Origin of the sequence: Clostridium thermosuccinogenes (assembly GCF_002896855.1) — a bacterium.
Classification (GTDB): domain Bacteria; phylum Bacillota; class Clostridia; order Acetivibrionales; family DSM-5807; genus Pseudoclostridium; species Pseudoclostridium thermosuccinogenes.
Window position 1 is genome coordinate 1,365,927 of sequence record NZ_CP021850.1, and the last position, 17,601, is coordinate 1,383,527.

Consider the following 17,601-nt stretch of genomic DNA (forward strand, 5'->3'; position numbering starts at 1 on the left):
TACTTACATGTAATCAAATTAAGTTAATATAGCTTTTGCAAGAATAACAAACAGCACCTTTGCTGAGGCATAATCAATCAAACTTGGACTAACTCTTCAGAGTATGGCAATCTCGCCTTTACTCTGAAGGTTTATATTTTCTTTAAATGAATCAAAGGAGGAGTTAGTAATGGTAAAGGTTGGAGTGGCCGGATATGGTGTAATAGGCCAAAGATTAGCTGATGGAGTAGCTCTGCAAAAGGATATGGAGTTAGTTGGTGTGGCAGACATAGCACCAACCCTTGCTGTAAGAGCATTAAAGGAAAAGGGGATGCCTTACAAATTCTACAACTCTCTGCCGGAAAACCAAAAGCTTCTTGAGGATGCAGGAATCCCGGTTTCAGGAACACTGGAAGACCTGGTACAGCAGGTTGACATTATGCTGGATGCAACCAGTGCCGGGATTGGTGCAAAAAATAAGGAAATCTACGCTAAATACAATAAGAAAGCTATTTTCCAGGGAGGAGAGAAAAACAGCGTAGCGGATGTATTCTTCCATGGGTATGCTAACTATGAAAAAGGTGTAGGAAAGCAATTTCTCAAGCTGACTTCCTGCAATACCACCGGCTTGATCCGGGCGGTTGACTGTCTTGACAGAGTTGTTGGAATAGAAAAAGTTGCCATCACGATAATCAGGCGTGTCGCAGACCCCGGAGACTACCATAGGGGACTTACAAATGCACTTCAGATAGACAAGGCTCCTAACCACCAGGCAGTGGATCTGATGACCATAATGCCTCATATCAATGCTACGGGAATACTGGTACATACACCGGTGACCCATGGACACATTATTACTGTTGTAGCAACACCAAAGAAAAAAATCTCAAAAGATGAGGTGCTCAAGGCCTTCAATTCCCATGACAGAATAAGGGTTGTCAGGATAGCCGACGGTTTCCTTGGAAATGCATCCTTGTTCAGATATGCAAGGGACCTTGGAAATCCGAGGGGAGATATGTATGAGATAGCTATCTGGGAGGAATCAATAGTAGAATCCGGCAATGATATCATGTTTGCAATAAATATACCACAGGAATCGGTTGTTATACCGGAAACCATGGATGCTATCAGGGCAGCTATGGAAATGCAGACTAACGGGGCGGAAGGTGTCGCCATCACAAATAAATATCTGGGGATGGGAAAATGGAAGTAAAAACAGATATCGGAATGAAATCCATGCGCGATTTCAATTATAGCGGAAAAACAGTGTTGCTGAGGGTGGATATAAATTCACCCTTGGACCCTGTGACAAAGAGGATTGTCAACACCAACAGAATTGACATGAGTCTTCCAACCATAAAATATATTCTGGATCAGAATGCCAAGCTTGCGATAATTGCTCATCAGGGTGACACTTTGGATTACCAGAACCTGATACCAATGGAAGAACATGCACAGATCCTTAGCCAAAAGCTGGGAAGAGAGATAAAGTACATTGATGATGTTGCCGGTCCGGCAGCAAAGCAGGCGGTAAAAGATTTAAAGCCCGGAGAGGCTATACTACTGGGTAATCTAAGATATCTTACAGAAGAAATATCCACCTTTGAGGATGCGGTAAAATTAAAACCGGAAGAAATGCTAAATACATATCTTGTACGCAATCTAGCCCCATTGATGGATTTCTATGTAAATGATGCTTTTGCTGCAGCTCACAGAAATGCTCCCTCCATGGTTGCTTTCCAGGAGATATTGCCAACAGCGGCAGGAGATCTCATGGTGAAAGAGATAACTGCCCTCACCAGGGTTATGGAATGTCCGGAAAAGCCATCCATTTTCGTACTGGGTGGAGCAAAAATATCCGATGCTTTTGGTATGATGAAGCAGGTTTTAATGAACGGAACTGCCGATAAGATTTTGGCATGCGGCGTTACCGGTATTACGATGCTCATGGCTAAAGGTTATTCTGTAGGCGCTGCCAATGAAAAATTCATAAAGGACAGGTCCCTGGATGTTTTCATAAAGCCGGCTATGGAGTATTTAAGGGATTATCCTGAAAAAATCGTTTACCCGGTGGATCTTGCTTACGAAAAAGACGGACAGAGGGTCGAGGTCGATATTGAGGATCTCCCTGTGAACGAACTTACTATGGATATAGGAAAAAAGACAATAGAAATGTTTAAAGCAGAAATATCCAAGGCAGGCACCATCTTTGTGAACGGTCCGGCCGGAGTATACGAGAACAAGCTTTTTGAAACGGGAACCCGGGAGATATGGAGTGCCATCGCCGATTCAAAAGGCTACTCTGTGATAGGCGGGGGAGATACCGTAAGCGCAGCCCAAAGGTTTATTGATACGAGCAAAATAAACTATGTATGTACTGCCGGGGGAGCGATGGTAAGGTTTTTGTCGGGCAAGCAGCTTCCATTAATTGAAGCTATGAGAAAAGCAGCAAGAAAGGATGTTTAAACCCTATAGATAATGCAAGAATGGGGGCGGTGAAATGTTAAGCAAACAGGAGATAAAAGAACTGGAAATATTGGCACTAAAAATAAGGATAGAAACCATCCGGGAAATAGGCACACTGGGCTTTGGGCATCTTGGCGGTGCGATGTCCATTGTTGAGACTCTGGCAGTGTTATATGGCAAGGTTATGAATGTAGATCCCAAAAATCCCCGTTGGGAGGACAGGGATTGGTTAGTCTGCTCTAAAGGGCATGCAGGGCCGGCAGTATATGCCGCCCTGGCCATTAAAGGCTACTTCCCTATGGAAGAATTGAAAACCTTGAACAAACCAGGGACCCGTTTACCGAGCCATTGCGACAGAAACCTGACCGTTGGTATAGATATGACTACCGGATCTTTGGGACAGGGTGCATCCACAGCGGCAGGTATAGCACTGGGAAACCGTTTGAGCGGTAGGGACAGCAAAACATACCTCATATTGGGAGACGGTGAAATCCAGGAAGGCCAGGTTTGGGAAATGGCTTCCTTTGCAGCTCACCGGAAGCTGGACAACCTGATAGCCTTCGTCGACAATAACAAAAAGCAGCTGGATGGTTACACAAAGGACATCAACGACCCGAGGGACATCAGGGCGAAATTTGAAAGCTTCGGATGGTATGCCCAGGATGCGGATGGCAAGTGTGTAGCCAGCATATACGAAGCTATAGAGCGAGCCAGGAATACAAAGGGAAAGCCTTCGGTTATTGTTCTGGACACGATAAAAGGACAGGGATGCAGTTTTGCAGAGAATCTTCTGTTCAACCACCATATAGAAATCAGTGAAAGTCAAATGAAAGAAGCGATTGAGGAGCTGGAGAAAAAACTGGAGAAGGTGGTGAGCTTATGAAGGCAATTATCGCAGCAAACAAGGTAAAAGAGAGTATTGAAATGAGAAAAGCTTACTGTGACGCATTGATGGAGCTGGCCGCAAAGGATGACAGGATTGTGGCGCTGGATGCGGATTTGATGAATTCCATGGGAATGATGCCGTTTTTGAAAGCATTTCCGGACAGAGCCATCGATGTTGGAATACAGGAAGCCAATATGATAGGGGTGGCAGCAGGTCTTTCAGCCACCGGAAAGGTGCCTTTTGCTCATAGTTTCGGACCTTTTGCTTCCAGAAGATGCTATGATCAGATATTTCTTTCATGTGGTTATGCCAAGCTCAATGTCAAAATAATCGGAAGCGACCCGGGGATTACCGCTGCGTTCAATGGAGGAACCCACATGCCTTTTGAAGATATGGGAATCCTTCGCAATGTACCGGGAATAACCATCATGGAGCCTACCGACTCAATGATGCTAAAGGACATTATACGGCAGGTGGCCGATATATACGGTGTCTTCTACATAAGGCTTTTAAGGAAAAATGCCCTGGGCATATATGAAGAAGGCTCAACTTTTGAAATAGGAAAGGGAATACAGTTAAGAGACGGTAAAGATGTAACCATATTTGCCATGGGCTACATGGTAGGTGAATCCCTTAAGGCGGCTGATATGCTGGAAAAAGAGGGGATTTCTGCCAGGGTGGTGGATATGTTTACCCTAAAGCCCATAGATGTGGAAATGATAGTAAAATGCGCCCGGGAGACCGGAGCGGTTGTTACTGCAGAGAACCACAGCATAATAAATGGCTTGGGTTCTGCTGTAGCTGAAGTCCTGGCGGAGAATTGCCCGACTCCCATGGAAAGGATAGGTTCAAGGGACAGGTTTGGCCAGGTGGGTCCGGTCGATTATCTCGCCAAAGAGTATAACATGACTCCGGAAGATATTGCTGAAAAATGCAGGAAAGTGATTACAAGAAAACAGGGAGGGTGTTGAATTGATTCATATAAGGCCTGATAGGGAGTTTTCGATAGGATATAATCCAATAACAACAATTGATGAAAAAGAAGACAACACAATGATGGACTTTGGCATATTGCTCATGAGCAAGGGTATGGTGGAAACCAGTTCAGAAGGCAAGGAAAGAGCTTATCTGCTTCTCAAAGGCGAGGTCGTGCTCAACTGGGAAGGAAACAAAGTCACGGTAAGAAGAGATTCGTTCTTTGATGAAAACCCCTGGTGTCTTCATGTGCCCAAGGATGTGGAGGTAAGCATTGAATGCCTCAGGGATGGTACTGAAATTGCGATAACAAAGACATATAACGATAAAATCTTTACGCCGAAGCTATATACGAAGGAGGAATGCAGGAGCGAACTCCGGGGTGAAGGCACGATGGGAGAAACATCTACCCGAATAGTGAGGACAATATTTGATATAACAAATTCCGGTGATTCGAACCTTGTCCTGGGGGAAGTAATAAATTTCCCGGGAAGATGGTCCAGCTACCCACCTCATCATCATCCCCAGCCAGAGATTTATTTTTATAGATTCAATCCCGAAAATGGATATGGTTTTGCTCAACTGGGCGAAGATGTTGTCATGGTAAAGAACAACGATACCATCAAGATTCTCAACGATGCCAGCCATCCCCAGGTGACCGCACCGGGCTATGCGATGTTCTATATATGGGCTATTCGCCATTTGGACGGCAATCCTTATATAATACCCACATTTGAGCCGGAACACCTCTGGGTGACCGACAAGAATGCGAAATTCTGGCCTGACAGCAAATAGCATATCTTCAAAGGATGTTTAGTGTTTATAAAGGTATATAGCATAAAGAGGCTTATTATAAGCGCCAGTTGGCACTGCCAACCGGTATAAGGTAAAAGGAGGTATTAGATGAAAACCATACGATTGACGATGGCACAGGCCTTAGTGAAATTCCTGGATAATCAGTATGTGGAGTTTGACGGAGTGCAGCATAAATTCGTAAAAGGTATATTTACGGTATTTGGACATGGAAATGTACTGGGATTGGGTCAGGCTCTGGAACAGGACCCGGGTGAACTGGTGGTGCATCAGGCACGCAATGAGCAGGGAATGAGCCATGTGGCAGCAGGATATGCAAAGCAGAAGCTTAGGAAGCAAATCTATGCATGCACCTCTTCCGTCGGACCAGGCGCCGCCAATATGGTTACAGCAGCAGCAACCGCCACTGCAAACCGCATTCCTGTGTTATTCCTCCCGGGTGATACTTACGCATCCAGGCAGCCCGACCCTGTGCTGCAGCAGATTGAGCACTTTCATGATATAAGCATAAGCACCAATGATGCTTTCAAGGCAGTCAGCAAGTACTGGGATAGGATAAACCGTCCGGAGCAGCTGATGAGCGCTATGCTTAATGCCATGAGAGTTCTGACCGACCCTGCAGATACTGGAGCCGTAACAATTGCGCTTCCCCAGGACGTACAGGCAGAGGCCTATGACTATCCCGTAGAATTTTTCAAAAAGCGCGTTCACAGGATAGAAAGAAGACCTCCTACAAAGGAAATGATAAACGATGCCGTTAATCTGATCAGGACTAAGAAGAAGCCTATCCTGATATGCGGAGGAGGAGTAAGGTATTCGGAAGCTTCGGAAACCTTCCGGGCTTTTGCAGAAAAATATAACATACCTTTTGGAGAGACTCAGGCTGGAAAGAGCGCCATACCATGGGATCATGAATTAAACCTGGGCGGAATCGGTGCGACCGGTAACCTGGCTGCCAATATGATTGCCCGGGAAGCAGATCTGGTCATCGGTGTAGGCACCAGGTATACGGACTTCACAACCTCATCCAAATGGTTGTTCCAGAATGAGAACGTAGAATTTGTCAATATAAATGTCGCTGAATTTGATGCCTATAAGCTGGATGCCGTCAAGGTTGTCGCCGATGCAAAGGTTGCGTTGGAGGCATTGATGCAAGAGCTGGACAAAGTCGGCTACAAATCGGCCTATACCAATGAAATCAAGGAAGCTAAGGATAAATGGGCTGAAGAACTTAAGAGGCTTGATACTCTGCAATATACGGGCAAAGGCTTTAAACCCGAGATAGCAGGTCATATCGACCATGTCCTGGAAGAATTCGGTGAGGCAACCGGTTCATATCTGACGCAGACAAGGGTTTTGGGCATTTTGAATGAGATTTTGGATAACGATGCCATCGTAGTCGGCTCTTCCGGAAGTCTGCCCGGAGATATGCAAAGGGTTTGGAGGGCAAAAGCTCCGGAAACCTATCATATGGAATACGGTTACTCATGCATGGGCTATGAGATCAATGCAGCATTGGGAGCCAAGCTGGCATGTCCGGACAAGGAAGTATACGCAATGGTGGGTGACGGCTCTTATATGATGCTCCACTCGGAACTGCCTACCTCCATACAGGAGAGGAAAAAAATCAACGTTGTCGTCTTTGACAATATGTCCTTTGGGTGCATTAACAACCTACAGATGGGCCACGGCATGGGAAGCTTCGGTACTGAGTTCAGATACCGCAACCCTGAGACAGGAAAGCTGGACGGTGACCTGATTTACATTGATTTTGCAAAGAATGCGGAAGGATATGGATGTAAAACCTATACGGTCAGAACCGAAGAAGAATTAAGGGCTGCGGTGGAGGATGCAAAGAAGCAAACTGTTTCCACTCTTATAGACATCAAGGTTCTGCCCAAGACCATGACCCATGACTATGAGTCCTGGTGGAGAGTCGGAAGTGCCGAAGTGGCTGAGAAAGAAAGCGTTTTGAGTGCAACCAGGAGAGTTAAAAAGGAATTGGAGAAAGCCAGAAAATACTGATGTATTGGAGCATATACACGACACTTTTATCGTGTATCAAATATAAAACATCAGGGAAATTGCAATTCAATAATGAAGAGAAAGCAATTGCCGGAAGGCAATTGGCTTTCTCTTTCATGCTGACTCTTTGTTGCTGCTTATTAATTAAAGTCGTATCGATTGAATTGATTTAATTGATTTCACATGTTTAATGACGGATAAAGTTTTAACCGAGCTCACTATAAAGCTGGGAGGATGGAATTATGTTTGATAGGAACAAGGTAAAGCTTGGTATAGCCCCTATTGCCTGGACCAATGACGATATGCCGGAATTGGGTGCGGAAAACACCTTTGAGCAATGCATCAGCGAGATGGCTTTGGCAGGATATACAGGGAGCGAGATCGGAAACAAATATCCCAAGGACCCGGAAGTATTAAAGAAAGCCTTGGATTTAAGAAACTTGACTATCTGCAATACCTGGTTCAGTGCTTTTCTGACAACAAAACCCCTGGAGGAAACCGTGGAGGCTTTTATAAAGCAAAGGGATTTTCTGTATGAGTTGGGAGCAAGGGTCATAGGCGTAGCAGAGCAGGGACACAGCATACAGGGCATGATGGATGTGCCTGTTATGGCGAATAAGCCGGTATTTACGGACGAAGAATGGGAAAGACTTGCGGCAGGCTTGAATGAACTGGGCCGCCTTGCTGCTGAAAAGGATATGGTGGTGGCGTACCATCATCATATGGGTACAGGAGTACAGACCTTTGAAGAAATAGACAGGCTCATGGAAATGACGGACCCCAGGCTGGTATATTTGCTTTTCGACACAGGACATCTGACGTTTTCAGGGGTGAATCCGCAAGAAGTCCTCAAAAAATATGTGCATAGGATTAAGCATGTACACCTGAAGGATATCCGAAAAGACGTGCTGGACAGGGTGGGCAAAGAAAATATGAGCTTCCTGCAGGCAGTAAGGGAAGGAGTATTTACTGTTCCCGGAGATGGTATGATAGATTTTGTTCCGCTGTTTAAAATACTGGCTGAAAATAATTATGAAGGCTGGTTTGTGGTAGAGGCTGAGCAGGATCCGGCCAAAGCAAATCCTCTGGAATATGCAATCAAGGCAAGAAAATATATAAGGGAAAAAACAGGACTGTAAATTTTGAATGGGGGTTTATGGAATGGAAAAGAAAATTACGATTGGTATAATCGGGGCAGGAAGAATCGGTAAACTTCATGCGGAAAATATAGCCAATAATTTTAAATATGTAGAAATCAAAACCATATCCGATCTTTATGCCGATAAGATAGCTGATTGGGCAAAAAGCCTGGGTGTTAAGAATGTATGCAGTGATTACAAGGAAATCATAAATGATCCGGAGATTGACGCTGTTCTGGTGTGCTCGTCCACCAATACCCATTCCCAGATATCCTACGAGGCTGCGAAAGCAGGAAAACACATTTTCTGCGAGAAGCCTATAGATTATGATATTGACAGGATAAAAAAGGTTATGGAAGCAGTGGATGAAGCTGGAGTAAAGTTCCAGGTAGGCTTTAACCGCAGGTTTGATCACAATTTCAAAAGGGTGCGGGAGCTGGTGAAAGAAGGTAAGATCGGAGAGCCCCATATAATAAAGATAACTTCCAGAGATCCGGAACCACCTCCGATAGAATATGTAAAAGTATCCGGAGGTATGATGCTGGATATGACAATCCATGACTTTGACATGGCCAGATACCTCTCGGGAAGTGAAGTGACGGAAGTTTATACCTCTGCTGCCGTGCTGGTGGACCCGGAAATAGGAAAGGCAGGGGACGTAGATACGGCAGTCATAACCTTGAAATTTAAGAACGGAGCAATAGGCGTGATCGACAACAGCAGAAAAGCAGCGTATGGATACGACCAAAGGGTGGAAGTTTTCGGCTCCAAGGGTGGAATAACCGTTTCCAATGATACCCCCAGCTCTGCAGTTCTGAGCACAAGCGAAGGCGTATTTAGTGATAAGCCAAAATACTTCTTCCTGGAAAGGTACAAAGATTCATTTATTGAAGAACTCAGAGACTTCTTTGATGCTGTGCTCAATGACAAACCGACTCCGGTGACTGCAATCGACGGTTTAAAGCCGGTAATTATAGGGTTGGCGGCTATGGAGTCATATAAAACAGGAAAGCCTGTTAAGATAGAAGAATAGGCTGAAGTGGCTATTACAAAAATAGGGTCAATATGCAATTCTACATACTTTAGAATTAAATTTACCTGTTGTGCCAGCTAATTTGAGACAGCGTTGCGGAGAGTTAGTAGTGGATTAGGGGACATTCCTCATCGCAAAAGGAGTATATCTTATCCGAAAGAGGTGTGTCCCCTTACTGTATCAGAAGGAGATATTCCTCATCGCAAAAGGAGTACATCTTATCCGAGAGAAGTGTGTCCCCTTACTGTATCAAAAGGGGACATTCCTCATCGAAAAAGGAATACATCCTGCTCGTAAGAGGTTTGTCCCCTAACATTATTAAAAAAATGTTGATAAAAATTTTACCATGTGTTATACTACTTAGCGGAAAATACGCACGCAAGTGGATTCACAAAGAGTTGCCGAAAGGTACTTTGTGAAGATGAAGATTGCGGAGGTATTAAACAAAGGAGGTAGAAAAATGTCAGTTATTTCAATGAAGCAATTGCTGGAAGCCGGTGTGCATTTCGGACACCAGACCAGAAGATGGAATCCTAAGATGGCCGAATATATCTTTACAGAGAGGAACGGTATATATATTATCGATCTCCAGAAGACTGTAAAGAAAATAGAAGAGGCTTATTTCTTTGTTCGTGAAGCCGCAATGAACGGTGAGGATGTGCTGTTTGTAGGAACCAAGAAGCAGGCACAGGAAGCGATTAAAGAAGAAGCCGAAAGATGCGGTCAATTCTATGTCAACGCCAGATGGTTGGGCGGCATGCTCACCAACTTCAAGACTATCAGAAAGAGGATTGACAGGCTGAATCAGCTGGAAGAAATGCAGAATACCGGTGTGTTCGATGTACTGCCCAAGAAGGAAGTCATCAAGCTTAAGAAGGAAATGGCAGACCTGGAGAAGAACCTGGGTGGTATAAAGAACCTCAAGAGACTGCCGGGAGCTATGTTTGTGGTTGACCCGAGGAAAGAGAGAAATGCGATCCTCGAAGCCAGAAGACTTGGTATACCTGTAGTCGCTATTGTTGACACAAACTGCGATCCTGACGAAGTTGATTATGTAATCCCTGGCAATGACGATGCCATCAGGGCTGTCAAATTGATAGCTTCAAAAATTGCCGATGCAATAATTGAAGGCAGACAGGGCGAACAGCTTACAGATTCCGGAGTTGAGGAAACTGTAGAGCAGGAAGAAAGTTTTGAGACAGAAGCAGTAGCAGAGTTGGAAGCAGAACCTGCAGCTGAAGCACAAGTAGAAGCATAATAGTGACAGAGCCGGTCTTCGGTCTTTTGGAGGCTGGAGACCGGTTTCATATTATAAAGATGAATTGTGAGCACAGCCTTGTTTTTTACAGGCATCAAAGCCCTGAGTTTTACTAGTGCAGCTTGCAATTATACATATTTGTACCTTGCGAAGGGTATTTTATTAGTCAGATACGGAAAACTAATATATTAATTATACAAGTTTGGAGGAATTACCATGATTACTGCCGAAATGGTCAAGCAGCTTCGTGAGAGAACCGGAGCCGGTATGATGGATTGTAAAAAAGCTCTTACCGATGCAAACGGTGACATGGAGAAAGCTATTGAGTTGCTCAGAGAAAAAGGACTGGCTGCAGCTGCTAAGAAAGCTGGAAGAATAGCTGCAGAAGGTATTGTCGATGCTTACATCCACGGAGATGGAAGAATAGGTGTTTTGGTGGAAGTTAACATCGAAACGGATTTTGCAGCGAAAAATGAAGATTTCAGAGCTTTTGTAAAGGATATCGCAATGCAGATTGCCGCAAGCAAGCCGGAGTACGTTAGAAGAGAAGATGTTCCGGCTGAAGTGGTAGAGAAGGAAAAAGAAATATTGAGGGCTCAGGCTCTTAATGAAGGCAAGCCTGCAAACATCGTGGACAAGATGATAACCGGCAGACTTGAGAAATTCTATAAGGAAGTTTGTCTGCTGGAGCAGCCGTTTATAAAAGATCCAGACAAGACTATACAGCAGCTCTTGAATGAAAAGATAGCTGTTATAGGAGAAAACATTAATATAAGAAGGTTTGTAAGATTTGAAAAAGGCGAAGGACTGGCAAAGAAGGAAGAAAACTTCGCTGAAGAGGTCATGAAACAGATAAATGGTTGATCATGATAAAGGGAACATATTTTTGTATGTTCCCTTTATTGTGGACATAGGGCAATTTCGCGGGATGCTGTGGTTGACGTTGAATATTATGTGGATAGCAGGACATAATTTTACTTGAATTGTGAACAGTGCGTTGAAGTTTTTGAGTTTGAACAAAATTATTTTGTCCCGGGGCAAAAACTTAAAGGCTGCTTAACCTGTGGCAACATGGAATAGTACCGCTGGGGCAAATTTTAAATATCACAGGAAGGATTTTTAATTTCAATGTAGAAAATAAATTTAGTGGGGGTATTTATCAATGCAAACACCTAAGTACAAAAGAATAATTTTAAAACTCAGCGGAGAAGCCCTGGCAGGTGAAAAAAAGGCAGGCATCGATGAAAACTATCTCAGCTTGATATGTGATAAGATAAGTGAAGTATATAAATTAGGTGTCGAAATAGCCATTGTTGTCGGCGGAGGCAACTTCTGGAGGGGAAGAAGCGGCAAGTCGATGGATCGGACGACAGCCGACCATATGGGAATGCTGGCAACTGTCATAAATGCACTGGCCTTACAGGATGCCTTGGAGTCAAGAAATATTCCCACAAGGGTGCAGACTGCCATAGAAATGAGACAGATAGCTGAGCCGTACATCAGAAGGAGAGCAGTAAGGCATCTGGAGAAGAAAAGAATTGTCATCTTTGCTTGCGGTACAGGCAATCCGTACTTTACTACAGATACAACCACCGCATTGAGAGCTGCCGAAATAGATGCGGAAGTCATACTCATGGCTAAGAATGTTGATGGCATATATGACAGCGATCCGGTAAAAAACCCGGATGCAAAAAAATTCGACAAGCTGTCTTATATGGACATCCTCGGAAACCGACTTGGAGCCATGGATTCGACAGCTACATCCCTTTGTATGGATAACAACATACCGATTATATTTTTTGGTCTCGATAAGCCGGAAAATATTGTGAAGGTGGTACTTGGCGAAAATATAGGAACGATTATTTCTTAAAGAAAGGGAGGATTTTATGGTAAAGGACGATTATAAGCCTTTTGAAGAAAAAATGAAAAAAACCATCAGCGTGCTCAAGGAAGAACTGGCAGGCTTAAGGGCGGGAAGAGCCAATCCGGCGATACTGGATAAAGTAACCATTGATTATTACGGAACTCCCACCCCCATCAATCAGTTGGGCAATATATCAGTTCCCGAGGCCAGGGTTATTTTGATACAGCCTTGGGATGCAAAGATTTTGAAGGAAATTGAAAAAGCCATTCAGAAATCGGATATCGGAATTAACCCTAATAATGACGGAAAGGTAATAAGGCTGGTATTCCCACCTCTGACCGAGGAAAGAAGAAAAGAGCTTACCAAAGTGGCAAAGAAACATGGCGAGGATGCAAAGGTTGCCATCCGTTCGATAAGAAGGGATGCAATAGAGCATTTCAAAGCCCTTAAGAAAAAGAGCGAGATTTCTGAAGATGATCTTAAGGTTGCTGAGAAAGATATGCAGAATATCACCGATAAGTACATAAGTGAAATAGATAAAATTGTAGAAATCAAGGAAAAGGAAATCCTTGAGGTATAGATCGGACGATGGGCGGTATGAAAGCTGAAGGAAGCAGCAATCGGCATGCGGCAATACCGGACGTTGCCGGCTATACTTTTAAGAGAGCGGCCAAGCTTCTTGAGGAATCGGGAGTGGCTATACGGGCTGTGAAGATTGCTGCCCAACCAAAGGAAACAATTATGGAGCATGACGATACATTTAGGGTTATTAAGGTCAAACCCCTGGATGATAATACGGTAGAATTGCTTGTTTGCAAACCCCTCTGATACATGAGGGGTTATTTATTATTTTCTTAGTACCGGTCCAATATTTGTTAAAACAGTTTCAATAATTTTGCTTCTATATTATAATATTGGCGATGGGGTTTAACTAAATTGGCTATGGAGCAGCTGGAGGAATAGGTGTTGTTTTTTAAAGGCTTGTTTAGAAAGAAAAAGCACGAAATTGATTACGGCAAATTGCCGGAACACATTGCAATTATAATGGACGGTAACGGAAGATGGGCCAAAAAAAGAGGCTTGTCAAGAAGCATAGGGCACAGGGAAGGGTCTAATACCTTGAAAAAGATCGTAACCTTCTGTGAAGAGATCGGCATAAAATACCTTACAGTCTATGCCTTTTCGACGGAGAACTGGAAGAGGCCTAAAAGTGAGGTTGATTCCCTGATGTCTTTATTAAAGGAGTATTTAAAGAATGCGGACAAGGAGCTGTCAGGTAAAAATGTGCGCATTAATGTTATAGGTGATATCAGCAGACTTTCTCCCGAGATTCAGGCATTGACGAAGAAGGTAATGAAGTCCACCTCCCGTAATACAGGCATGCTTTTGAATATTGCGTTGAATTATGGGGGAAGGGATGAGATTTTAAAGGCAGTTAAAGCTATTGCCAAGGAAACGGCGGCAGGAAAGATTTCTGCTGATGATATAGATGAAAAAATGATTTCGGACCATCTTTATACTTCAGGGATTCCAGATCCGGACCTGCTGATAAGGACCAGCGGAGAAAAGAGGCTGAGCAATTTTCTTATCTGGCAGAGTGCATATAGTGAGTTCTGGTTTACCGACGTACTCTGGCCTGATTTCAAAAAGGAAAACATGTTGGAGGCGATATATGCCTACCAAAATAGGGACAGGCGATATGGGGGTATTTAATTGTTGAGAAAAAAGGATATTAACACGATGAAGACTAGGATTATAAGTGCGGTAATAGGATTGGTGCTGCTTTTTGCGGTTGTCCTGTCGGGGAAGTACCTCCTGGGAATAGGAATATTCATCCTTGCACTCATAGGTGTTCATGAATTTTATAATGCCATTGGGAAGGCAGGCTACAAGCCGGTAAGAATAATCGGATATATTTCCTGCCTGCCTATACTTTTTATCGGGATGGGTGTCACTTCCGCCAAAGTATACAGCTATATCAGCTTATTTAAGTCTATAAATTACTTTTCTCTGGGAATGTATGCGGCTTTAGTGTTTCTGTTTGCCATGACAATATTTTTACATGACAGGTATAACATTGCAGACATAGCACTGACGCTTTTTGGAGCTTTTTATGTGGCTTTTCTGTTCTCCTTCGTGCCGCTGACCAGGAACTTGCCAAATGGAAGCTACTTTATATGGATGGTGTTCATAGGCGCTTTTGTGACGGATACCTTCGCATATTTTACGGGAGTCTTTTTCGGCAAAACAAAGTTCCTGCCTGCCATAAGCGCCAATAAAACCCTGGAAGGCTCGATAGGAGGAATTATCGGGTGTACGGTGATGATGGTCCTTTACGGAATGTTTATAAATTCCTATAGTCCTGTAAATCCTGATATTCCACTGTACCATTTTGCCATTCTGGGGCTTTTAAGCGGAGTCCTTTCCCAGATAGGCGACTGGTCCGCTTCGGCTATAAAGAGATATGTTAAGATCAAGGATTATGGAAAGATCATGCCGGGGCATGGAGGGGTGCTGGACAGGTTTGACAGCATACTCTTTATAGCTCCTGTAGTTTATTTCTACTTAAGCTTTGTGATACTTGCATGAGTATCAACAACCGAACAGGGAGATAGGATAAATGGCTAAGAAAATAGCAATTTTGGGTTCAACCGGGTCAATAGGCATACAGACTTTGGATGTAGCCCGCAATTTAGGAATAGAAGTGCTGGGACTGACAGCAAACAAAAATATTGAGCTTTTGGAAAAACAAGCGAGAGAGTTTAAACCCCAGGCTGTGGCGGTGGCGGATGAAAAGCTCGCCAATTTGCTGTATGAAAGGCTCAGAGATTTGAATATAGAGGTATATGGAGGAGTTGACGGACTGAAAAAAGTTGCGTCAATGGATGGTACGGATACAGTGGTATCCTCTGTTGTGGGAATTGCCGGATTGCTTCCGACAATAGCAGCGATAGAAAAAGGCAAGGATATTGCCCTGGCCAACAAGGAAACTCTTGTAACTGCAGGAGCTATAGTCATGTCCATGGCAAGGAGCCGCAATGTAAGAATATTTCCTGTAGATAGCGAGCATTCGGCTATTTTTCAATGCCTTGCGGCAAATGACAAAAAGGATCTCGCCAGGATAATCCTGACAGCTTCCGGAGGGCCATTCAGAGGCATGAGCTATGAGGAGCTGGAGAAGGTTACTGTCGAGCAGGCGTTGAAGCATCCAAACTGGAGTATGGGCAGCAAGATCACCATAGATTCTGCGACGCTCATGAACAAGGGCTTTGAGGTTATAGAAGCAAGATGGCTGTTTGATGTAGGTGCTGACAAGATACAGGTTCTTGTACATCCTCAGAGCATAATCCATTCCATGGTTGAATATGTGGATGGATCGATCATTGCCCAATTGGGGGCGCCTGATATGCGCATTCCCATTCAACTGGCCCTTACATACCCGGCCAGGATGCCCAATGATTTCTCAAAGCTGGATTTCTTAAAGGTAGGAAGCTTAACTTTCGAAGATCCCTGCTATAGGACTTTTCCATGCCTGAGGCTTTCCTTTGAGGCTCTTAATGCCGGAGGTACAATGCCGGCTGTTTTAAATGCTGCCAATGAAATTTCTGTAAATTTATTTTTAAAAGGAAAAATCGGTTTTAACGACATTTCCCGAATAAATGAAAAGGTGATGGATAAACACATTTTGAATATTAGTCCAAGCATAGATGATATAATAGATAGTGACGTGTGGGCCAGGAAGAAAGCAATGGAATTGGCCGCGTCCATTAACTGATTCTGGAGGTAATTTATGAATATATTTATTGCTGTAATCGCACTGAGCTTTCTGATACTTGTCCATGAGTTCGGACATTTCATCGCGGCAAAGCTTTCAGGGATAAAAGTCGAGGAGTTTTCGCTTTTTATGGGCCCAAAACTCTTTGGAATACAGCGGGGAGAGACTATGTATTCAGTACGCCTCGTTCCCCTTGGTGGTTATGTTAAGATGGAAGGTGAAGAGGAAGCATCGGACGATGAAAGGGCTTTTAACAAAAAGCCGATACCGGTAAGGATGGCTGTGATATTCGCCGGACCTTTAATGAACCTTCTGATTGCAGTGATTTTTGTCGCTATAGTGTTTTCTGCAAGCGGTTTCAGCACGACGGAAATATCCAGTGTGGCACCGGATTCACCGGCCTATGCGGCAGGGATTAGAAATGGTGATACCATTGTAAGCTATAACGGTAAAAGGATATATCATCCGTCGGATTATGTTCTCTTTTCCTATACACAAAACAATGAACCTGTAAAGATTGGCATCAAGCGGGATAAAGAAATTATTGAAGTCATGGTGACTCCGGAGGTGATCCCGGCTAAAACCAGCTATATACTGGGATTTACCCCCAAAGAAAGCGAAGGACCGGAATCCAACGTGGTAGCTTCCGTGCTTTCGGGTACAGATGCGGAGAAAGCCGGGCTTAAAGCCGGGGACAGGATAGTCGGATTAAACGATGTGGAAATAACTAGCAGGCAGGATATTGCGGATTTCATGGCTAAAAACAATGATGCTCCGGTTCAGGTAACGGTGGAAAGAGGCGGTCAGAAGCTCACTCTTGTGATAAAACCTGCCCTCCAGACAACAAAAGAGACTATTTCCATAGGTATAAACAGGTTTAAATATGCCCGGGGCAACCTGCTGGAGAATATAAAGCAGTCGGTCATATATAACTATTCTACGGCAAGGAGTGTCTACTACTCTTTTTTGTACCTTATACAAAGGAAGGTTCCTGCCAATGAGATGATGGGACCGATAGGGATAGTTACAACAATAGGTGAAACAGTTGAAATGAGCCAGACCATTAAGGATAAACTGGTTAACCTTGTGGGTATAACTTCCCTTATAAGCGTAAATCTGGGAATTATGAACCTTATTCCGTTTCCGGCTCTGGACGGAAGCAAGATAATCATTCTCATCATAGAGGCCATCAGAAGAAAGGCAATGCCTCCTGAAAAGGAAGCGATAATCTCAATGGTGGGCCTGGTGCTTCTGCTTGTGCTTATGGTTTTTGCGACATCCAATGATATAATGAGGATATTCGGTGCCGGGTAAATAAAGAAAAGATAAAAGATTTTATTTCTAAAAACCGGGGACGGCCTGCAGGAATCCAGACTTATCAGCAGTTC

17 protein-coding genes are annotated in these 17,601 nt (G+C 43.8%); all 17 read left to right on the forward strand.

What is annotated here, in order from left to right; genetic code table 11:
* Positions 1–169: 169 nt before the first annotated feature.
* Positions 170–1,192 carry a type II glyceraldehyde-3-phosphate dehydrogenase gene (locus CDO33_RS05890; protein ID WP_103080208.1) on the forward strand — a complete coding sequence of 341 codons (1,023 nt, stop codon included), beginning with the start codon at positions 170–172 and terminating at the stop codon, positions 1,190–1,192.
* Complete coding sequence (locus CDO33_RS05895) at positions 1,183–2,445, forward strand: phosphoglycerate kinase (RefSeq protein ID WP_103080209.1); 1,263 nt, start codon at positions 1,183–1,185, stop codon at positions 2,443–2,445. The genes CDO33_RS05890 and CDO33_RS05895 overlap by 10 nt, the downstream gene beginning before the upstream one ends.
* Positions 2,446–2,479: 34 nt before the next feature.
* Positions 2,480–3,328 (forward strand): transketolase, encoded by an 849-nt coding sequence (locus CDO33_RS05900; protein ID WP_103080210.1) that lies wholly within the window; start codon positions 2,480–2,482, stop codon positions 3,326–3,328.
* Positions 3,325–4,302, forward strand: a complete 978-nt coding sequence (locus CDO33_RS05905; RefSeq protein WP_103080211.1) for a transketolase family protein — start codon at positions 3,325–3,327, stop codon at positions 4,300–4,302. Before CDO33_RS05900 ends, CDO33_RS05905 begins: the two co-directional genes overlap by 4 nt.
* Before the next feature lies 1 nt (position 4,303).
* Positions 4,304–5,101, forward strand: a complete 798-nt coding sequence (locus CDO33_RS05910) for a 5-deoxy-glucuronate isomerase (RefSeq protein ID WP_202849471.1) — start codon at positions 4,304–4,306, stop codon at positions 5,099–5,101.
* A 108-nt stretch (positions 5,102–5,209) separates the two neighbouring features.
* Positions 5,210–7,144, forward strand: coding sequence for a 3D-(3,5/4)-trihydroxycyclohexane-1,2-dione acylhydrolase (decyclizing) (gene iolD, locus CDO33_RS05915; RefSeq protein ID WP_103080212.1), 1,935 nt, complete (start codon positions 5,210–5,212; stop codon positions 7,142–7,144).
* Positions 7,145–7,386: 242 nt separating this feature from the next.
* Positions 7,387–8,283: a myo-inosose-2 dehydratase gene (gene iolE / locus CDO33_RS05920; protein ID WP_103080213.1), complete on the forward strand. Its 897-nt coding sequence runs from the start codon at positions 7,387–7,389 to the stop codon at positions 8,281–8,283.
* A 22-nt stretch (positions 8,284–8,305) separates the two neighbouring features.
* Positions 8,306–9,316: an inositol 2-dehydrogenase gene (gene iolG, locus CDO33_RS05925; protein ID WP_103080214.1), complete on the forward strand. Its 1,011-nt coding sequence runs from the start codon at positions 8,306–8,308 to the stop codon at positions 9,314–9,316.
* A gap of 460 nt (positions 9,317–9,776) precedes the next feature.
* On the forward strand, positions 9,777–10,574 hold the full coding sequence (rpsB, locus tag CDO33_RS05930) for a 30S ribosomal protein S2 (RefSeq protein WP_103080215.1): 798 nt from the start codon (positions 9,777–9,779) through the stop codon (positions 10,572–10,574).
* A 216-nt stretch (positions 10,575–10,790) separates the two neighbouring features.
* Complete coding sequence (tsf, locus tag CDO33_RS05935; RefSeq protein ID WP_103080216.1) at positions 10,791–11,438, forward strand: translation elongation factor Ts; 648 nt, start codon at positions 10,791–10,793, stop codon at positions 11,436–11,438.
* A gap of 298 nt (positions 11,439–11,736) precedes the next feature.
* On the forward strand, positions 11,737–12,444 hold the full coding sequence (gene pyrH / locus CDO33_RS05940; RefSeq protein WP_103080217.1) for a UMP kinase: 708 nt from the start codon (positions 11,737–11,739) through the stop codon (positions 12,442–12,444).
* Positions 12,445–12,460: 16 nt separating this feature from the next.
* Positions 12,461–13,018 carry a ribosome recycling factor gene (frr, locus tag CDO33_RS05945; RefSeq protein ID WP_103080218.1) on the forward strand — a complete coding sequence of 186 codons (558 nt, stop codon included), beginning with the start codon at positions 12,461–12,463 and terminating at the stop codon, positions 13,016–13,018.
* 8 nt (positions 13,019–13,026) lie between these two features.
* A complete protein-coding gene (locus tag CDO33_RS05950; protein ID WP_103080219.1) occupies positions 13,027–13,266 on the forward strand; it encodes a hypothetical protein in 240 nt (79 codons plus the stop codon).
* 135 nt (positions 13,267–13,401) lie between these two features.
* Entirely contained in the window at positions 13,402–14,151 is a 750-nt protein-coding gene (locus tag CDO33_RS05955) for an isoprenyl transferase (RefSeq protein WP_103080220.1), read from the forward strand.
* 27 nt (positions 14,152–14,178) lie between these two features.
* Positions 14,179–15,027: a phosphatidate cytidylyltransferase gene (locus tag CDO33_RS05960; RefSeq protein ID WP_103080277.1), complete on the forward strand. Its 849-nt coding sequence runs from the start codon at positions 14,179–14,181 to the stop codon at positions 15,025–15,027.
* A gap of 31 nt (positions 15,028–15,058) precedes the next feature.
* Positions 15,059–16,213, forward strand: coding sequence for a 1-deoxy-D-xylulose-5-phosphate reductoisomerase (locus tag CDO33_RS05965; RefSeq protein ID WP_103080221.1), 1,155 nt, complete (start codon positions 15,059–15,061; stop codon positions 16,211–16,213).
* Positions 16,214–16,228: 15 nt separating this feature from the next.
* Positions 16,229–17,527, forward strand: coding sequence for an RIP metalloprotease RseP (gene rseP / locus CDO33_RS05970; protein ID WP_103089957.1), 1,299 nt, complete (start codon positions 16,229–16,231; stop codon positions 17,525–17,527).
* Positions 17,528–17,601 lie beyond the last annotated feature (74 nt).

Excerpts from the sequence above, each read along its gene's own strand:
- CDO33_RS05890 (WP_103080208.1), top strand. The coding sequence starts at position 170 with ATGGTAAAGGTTGGAGTGGCCGGATATGGTGTAATAGGCCAAAGATTA.
- CDO33_RS05895 (WP_103080209.1), top strand. The coding sequence starts at position 1,183 with ATGGAAGTAAAAACAGATATCGGAATGAAATCCATGCGCGATTTCAAT.
- CDO33_RS05900 (WP_103080210.1), top strand. The coding sequence starts at position 2,480 with ATGTTAAGCAAACAGGAGATAAAAGAACTGGAAATATTGGCACTAAAA.
- CDO33_RS05905 (WP_103080211.1), top strand. The coding sequence starts at position 3,325 with ATGAAGGCAATTATCGCAGCAAACAAGGTAAAAGAGAGTATTGAAATG.
- iolD (WP_103080212.1), top strand. The coding sequence starts at position 5,210 with ATGAAAACCATACGATTGACGATGGCACAGGCCTTAGTGAAATTCCTG.
- iolE (WP_103080213.1), top strand. The coding sequence starts at position 7,387 with ATGTTTGATAGGAACAAGGTAAAGCTTGGTATAGCCCCTATTGCCTGG.
- iolG (WP_103080214.1), top strand. The coding sequence starts at position 8,306 with ATGGAAAAGAAAATTACGATTGGTATAATCGGGGCAGGAAGAATCGGT.
- rpsB (WP_103080215.1), top strand. The coding sequence starts at position 9,777 with ATGTCAGTTATTTCAATGAAGCAATTGCTGGAAGCCGGTGTGCATTTC.
- tsf (WP_103080216.1), top strand. The coding sequence starts at position 10,791 with ATGATTACTGCCGAAATGGTCAAGCAGCTTCGTGAGAGAACCGGAGCC.
- pyrH (WP_103080217.1), top strand. The coding sequence starts at position 11,737 with ATGCAAACACCTAAGTACAAAAGAATAATTTTAAAACTCAGCGGAGAA.
- frr (WP_103080218.1), top strand. The coding sequence starts at position 12,461 with ATGGTAAAGGACGATTATAAGCCTTTTGAAGAAAAAATGAAAAAAACC.
- CDO33_RS05950 (WP_103080219.1), top strand. The coding sequence starts at position 13,027 with ATGGGCGGTATGAAAGCTGAAGGAAGCAGCAATCGGCATGCGGCAATA.
- CDO33_RS05960 (WP_103080277.1), top strand. The coding sequence starts at position 14,179 with ATGAAGACTAGGATTATAAGTGCGGTAATAGGATTGGTGCTGCTTTTT.
- CDO33_RS05965 (WP_103080221.1), top strand. The coding sequence starts at position 15,059 with ATGGCTAAGAAAATAGCAATTTTGGGTTCAACCGGGTCAATAGGCATA.
- rseP (WP_103089957.1), top strand. The coding sequence starts at position 16,229 with ATGAATATATTTATTGCTGTAATCGCACTGAGCTTTCTGATACTTGTC.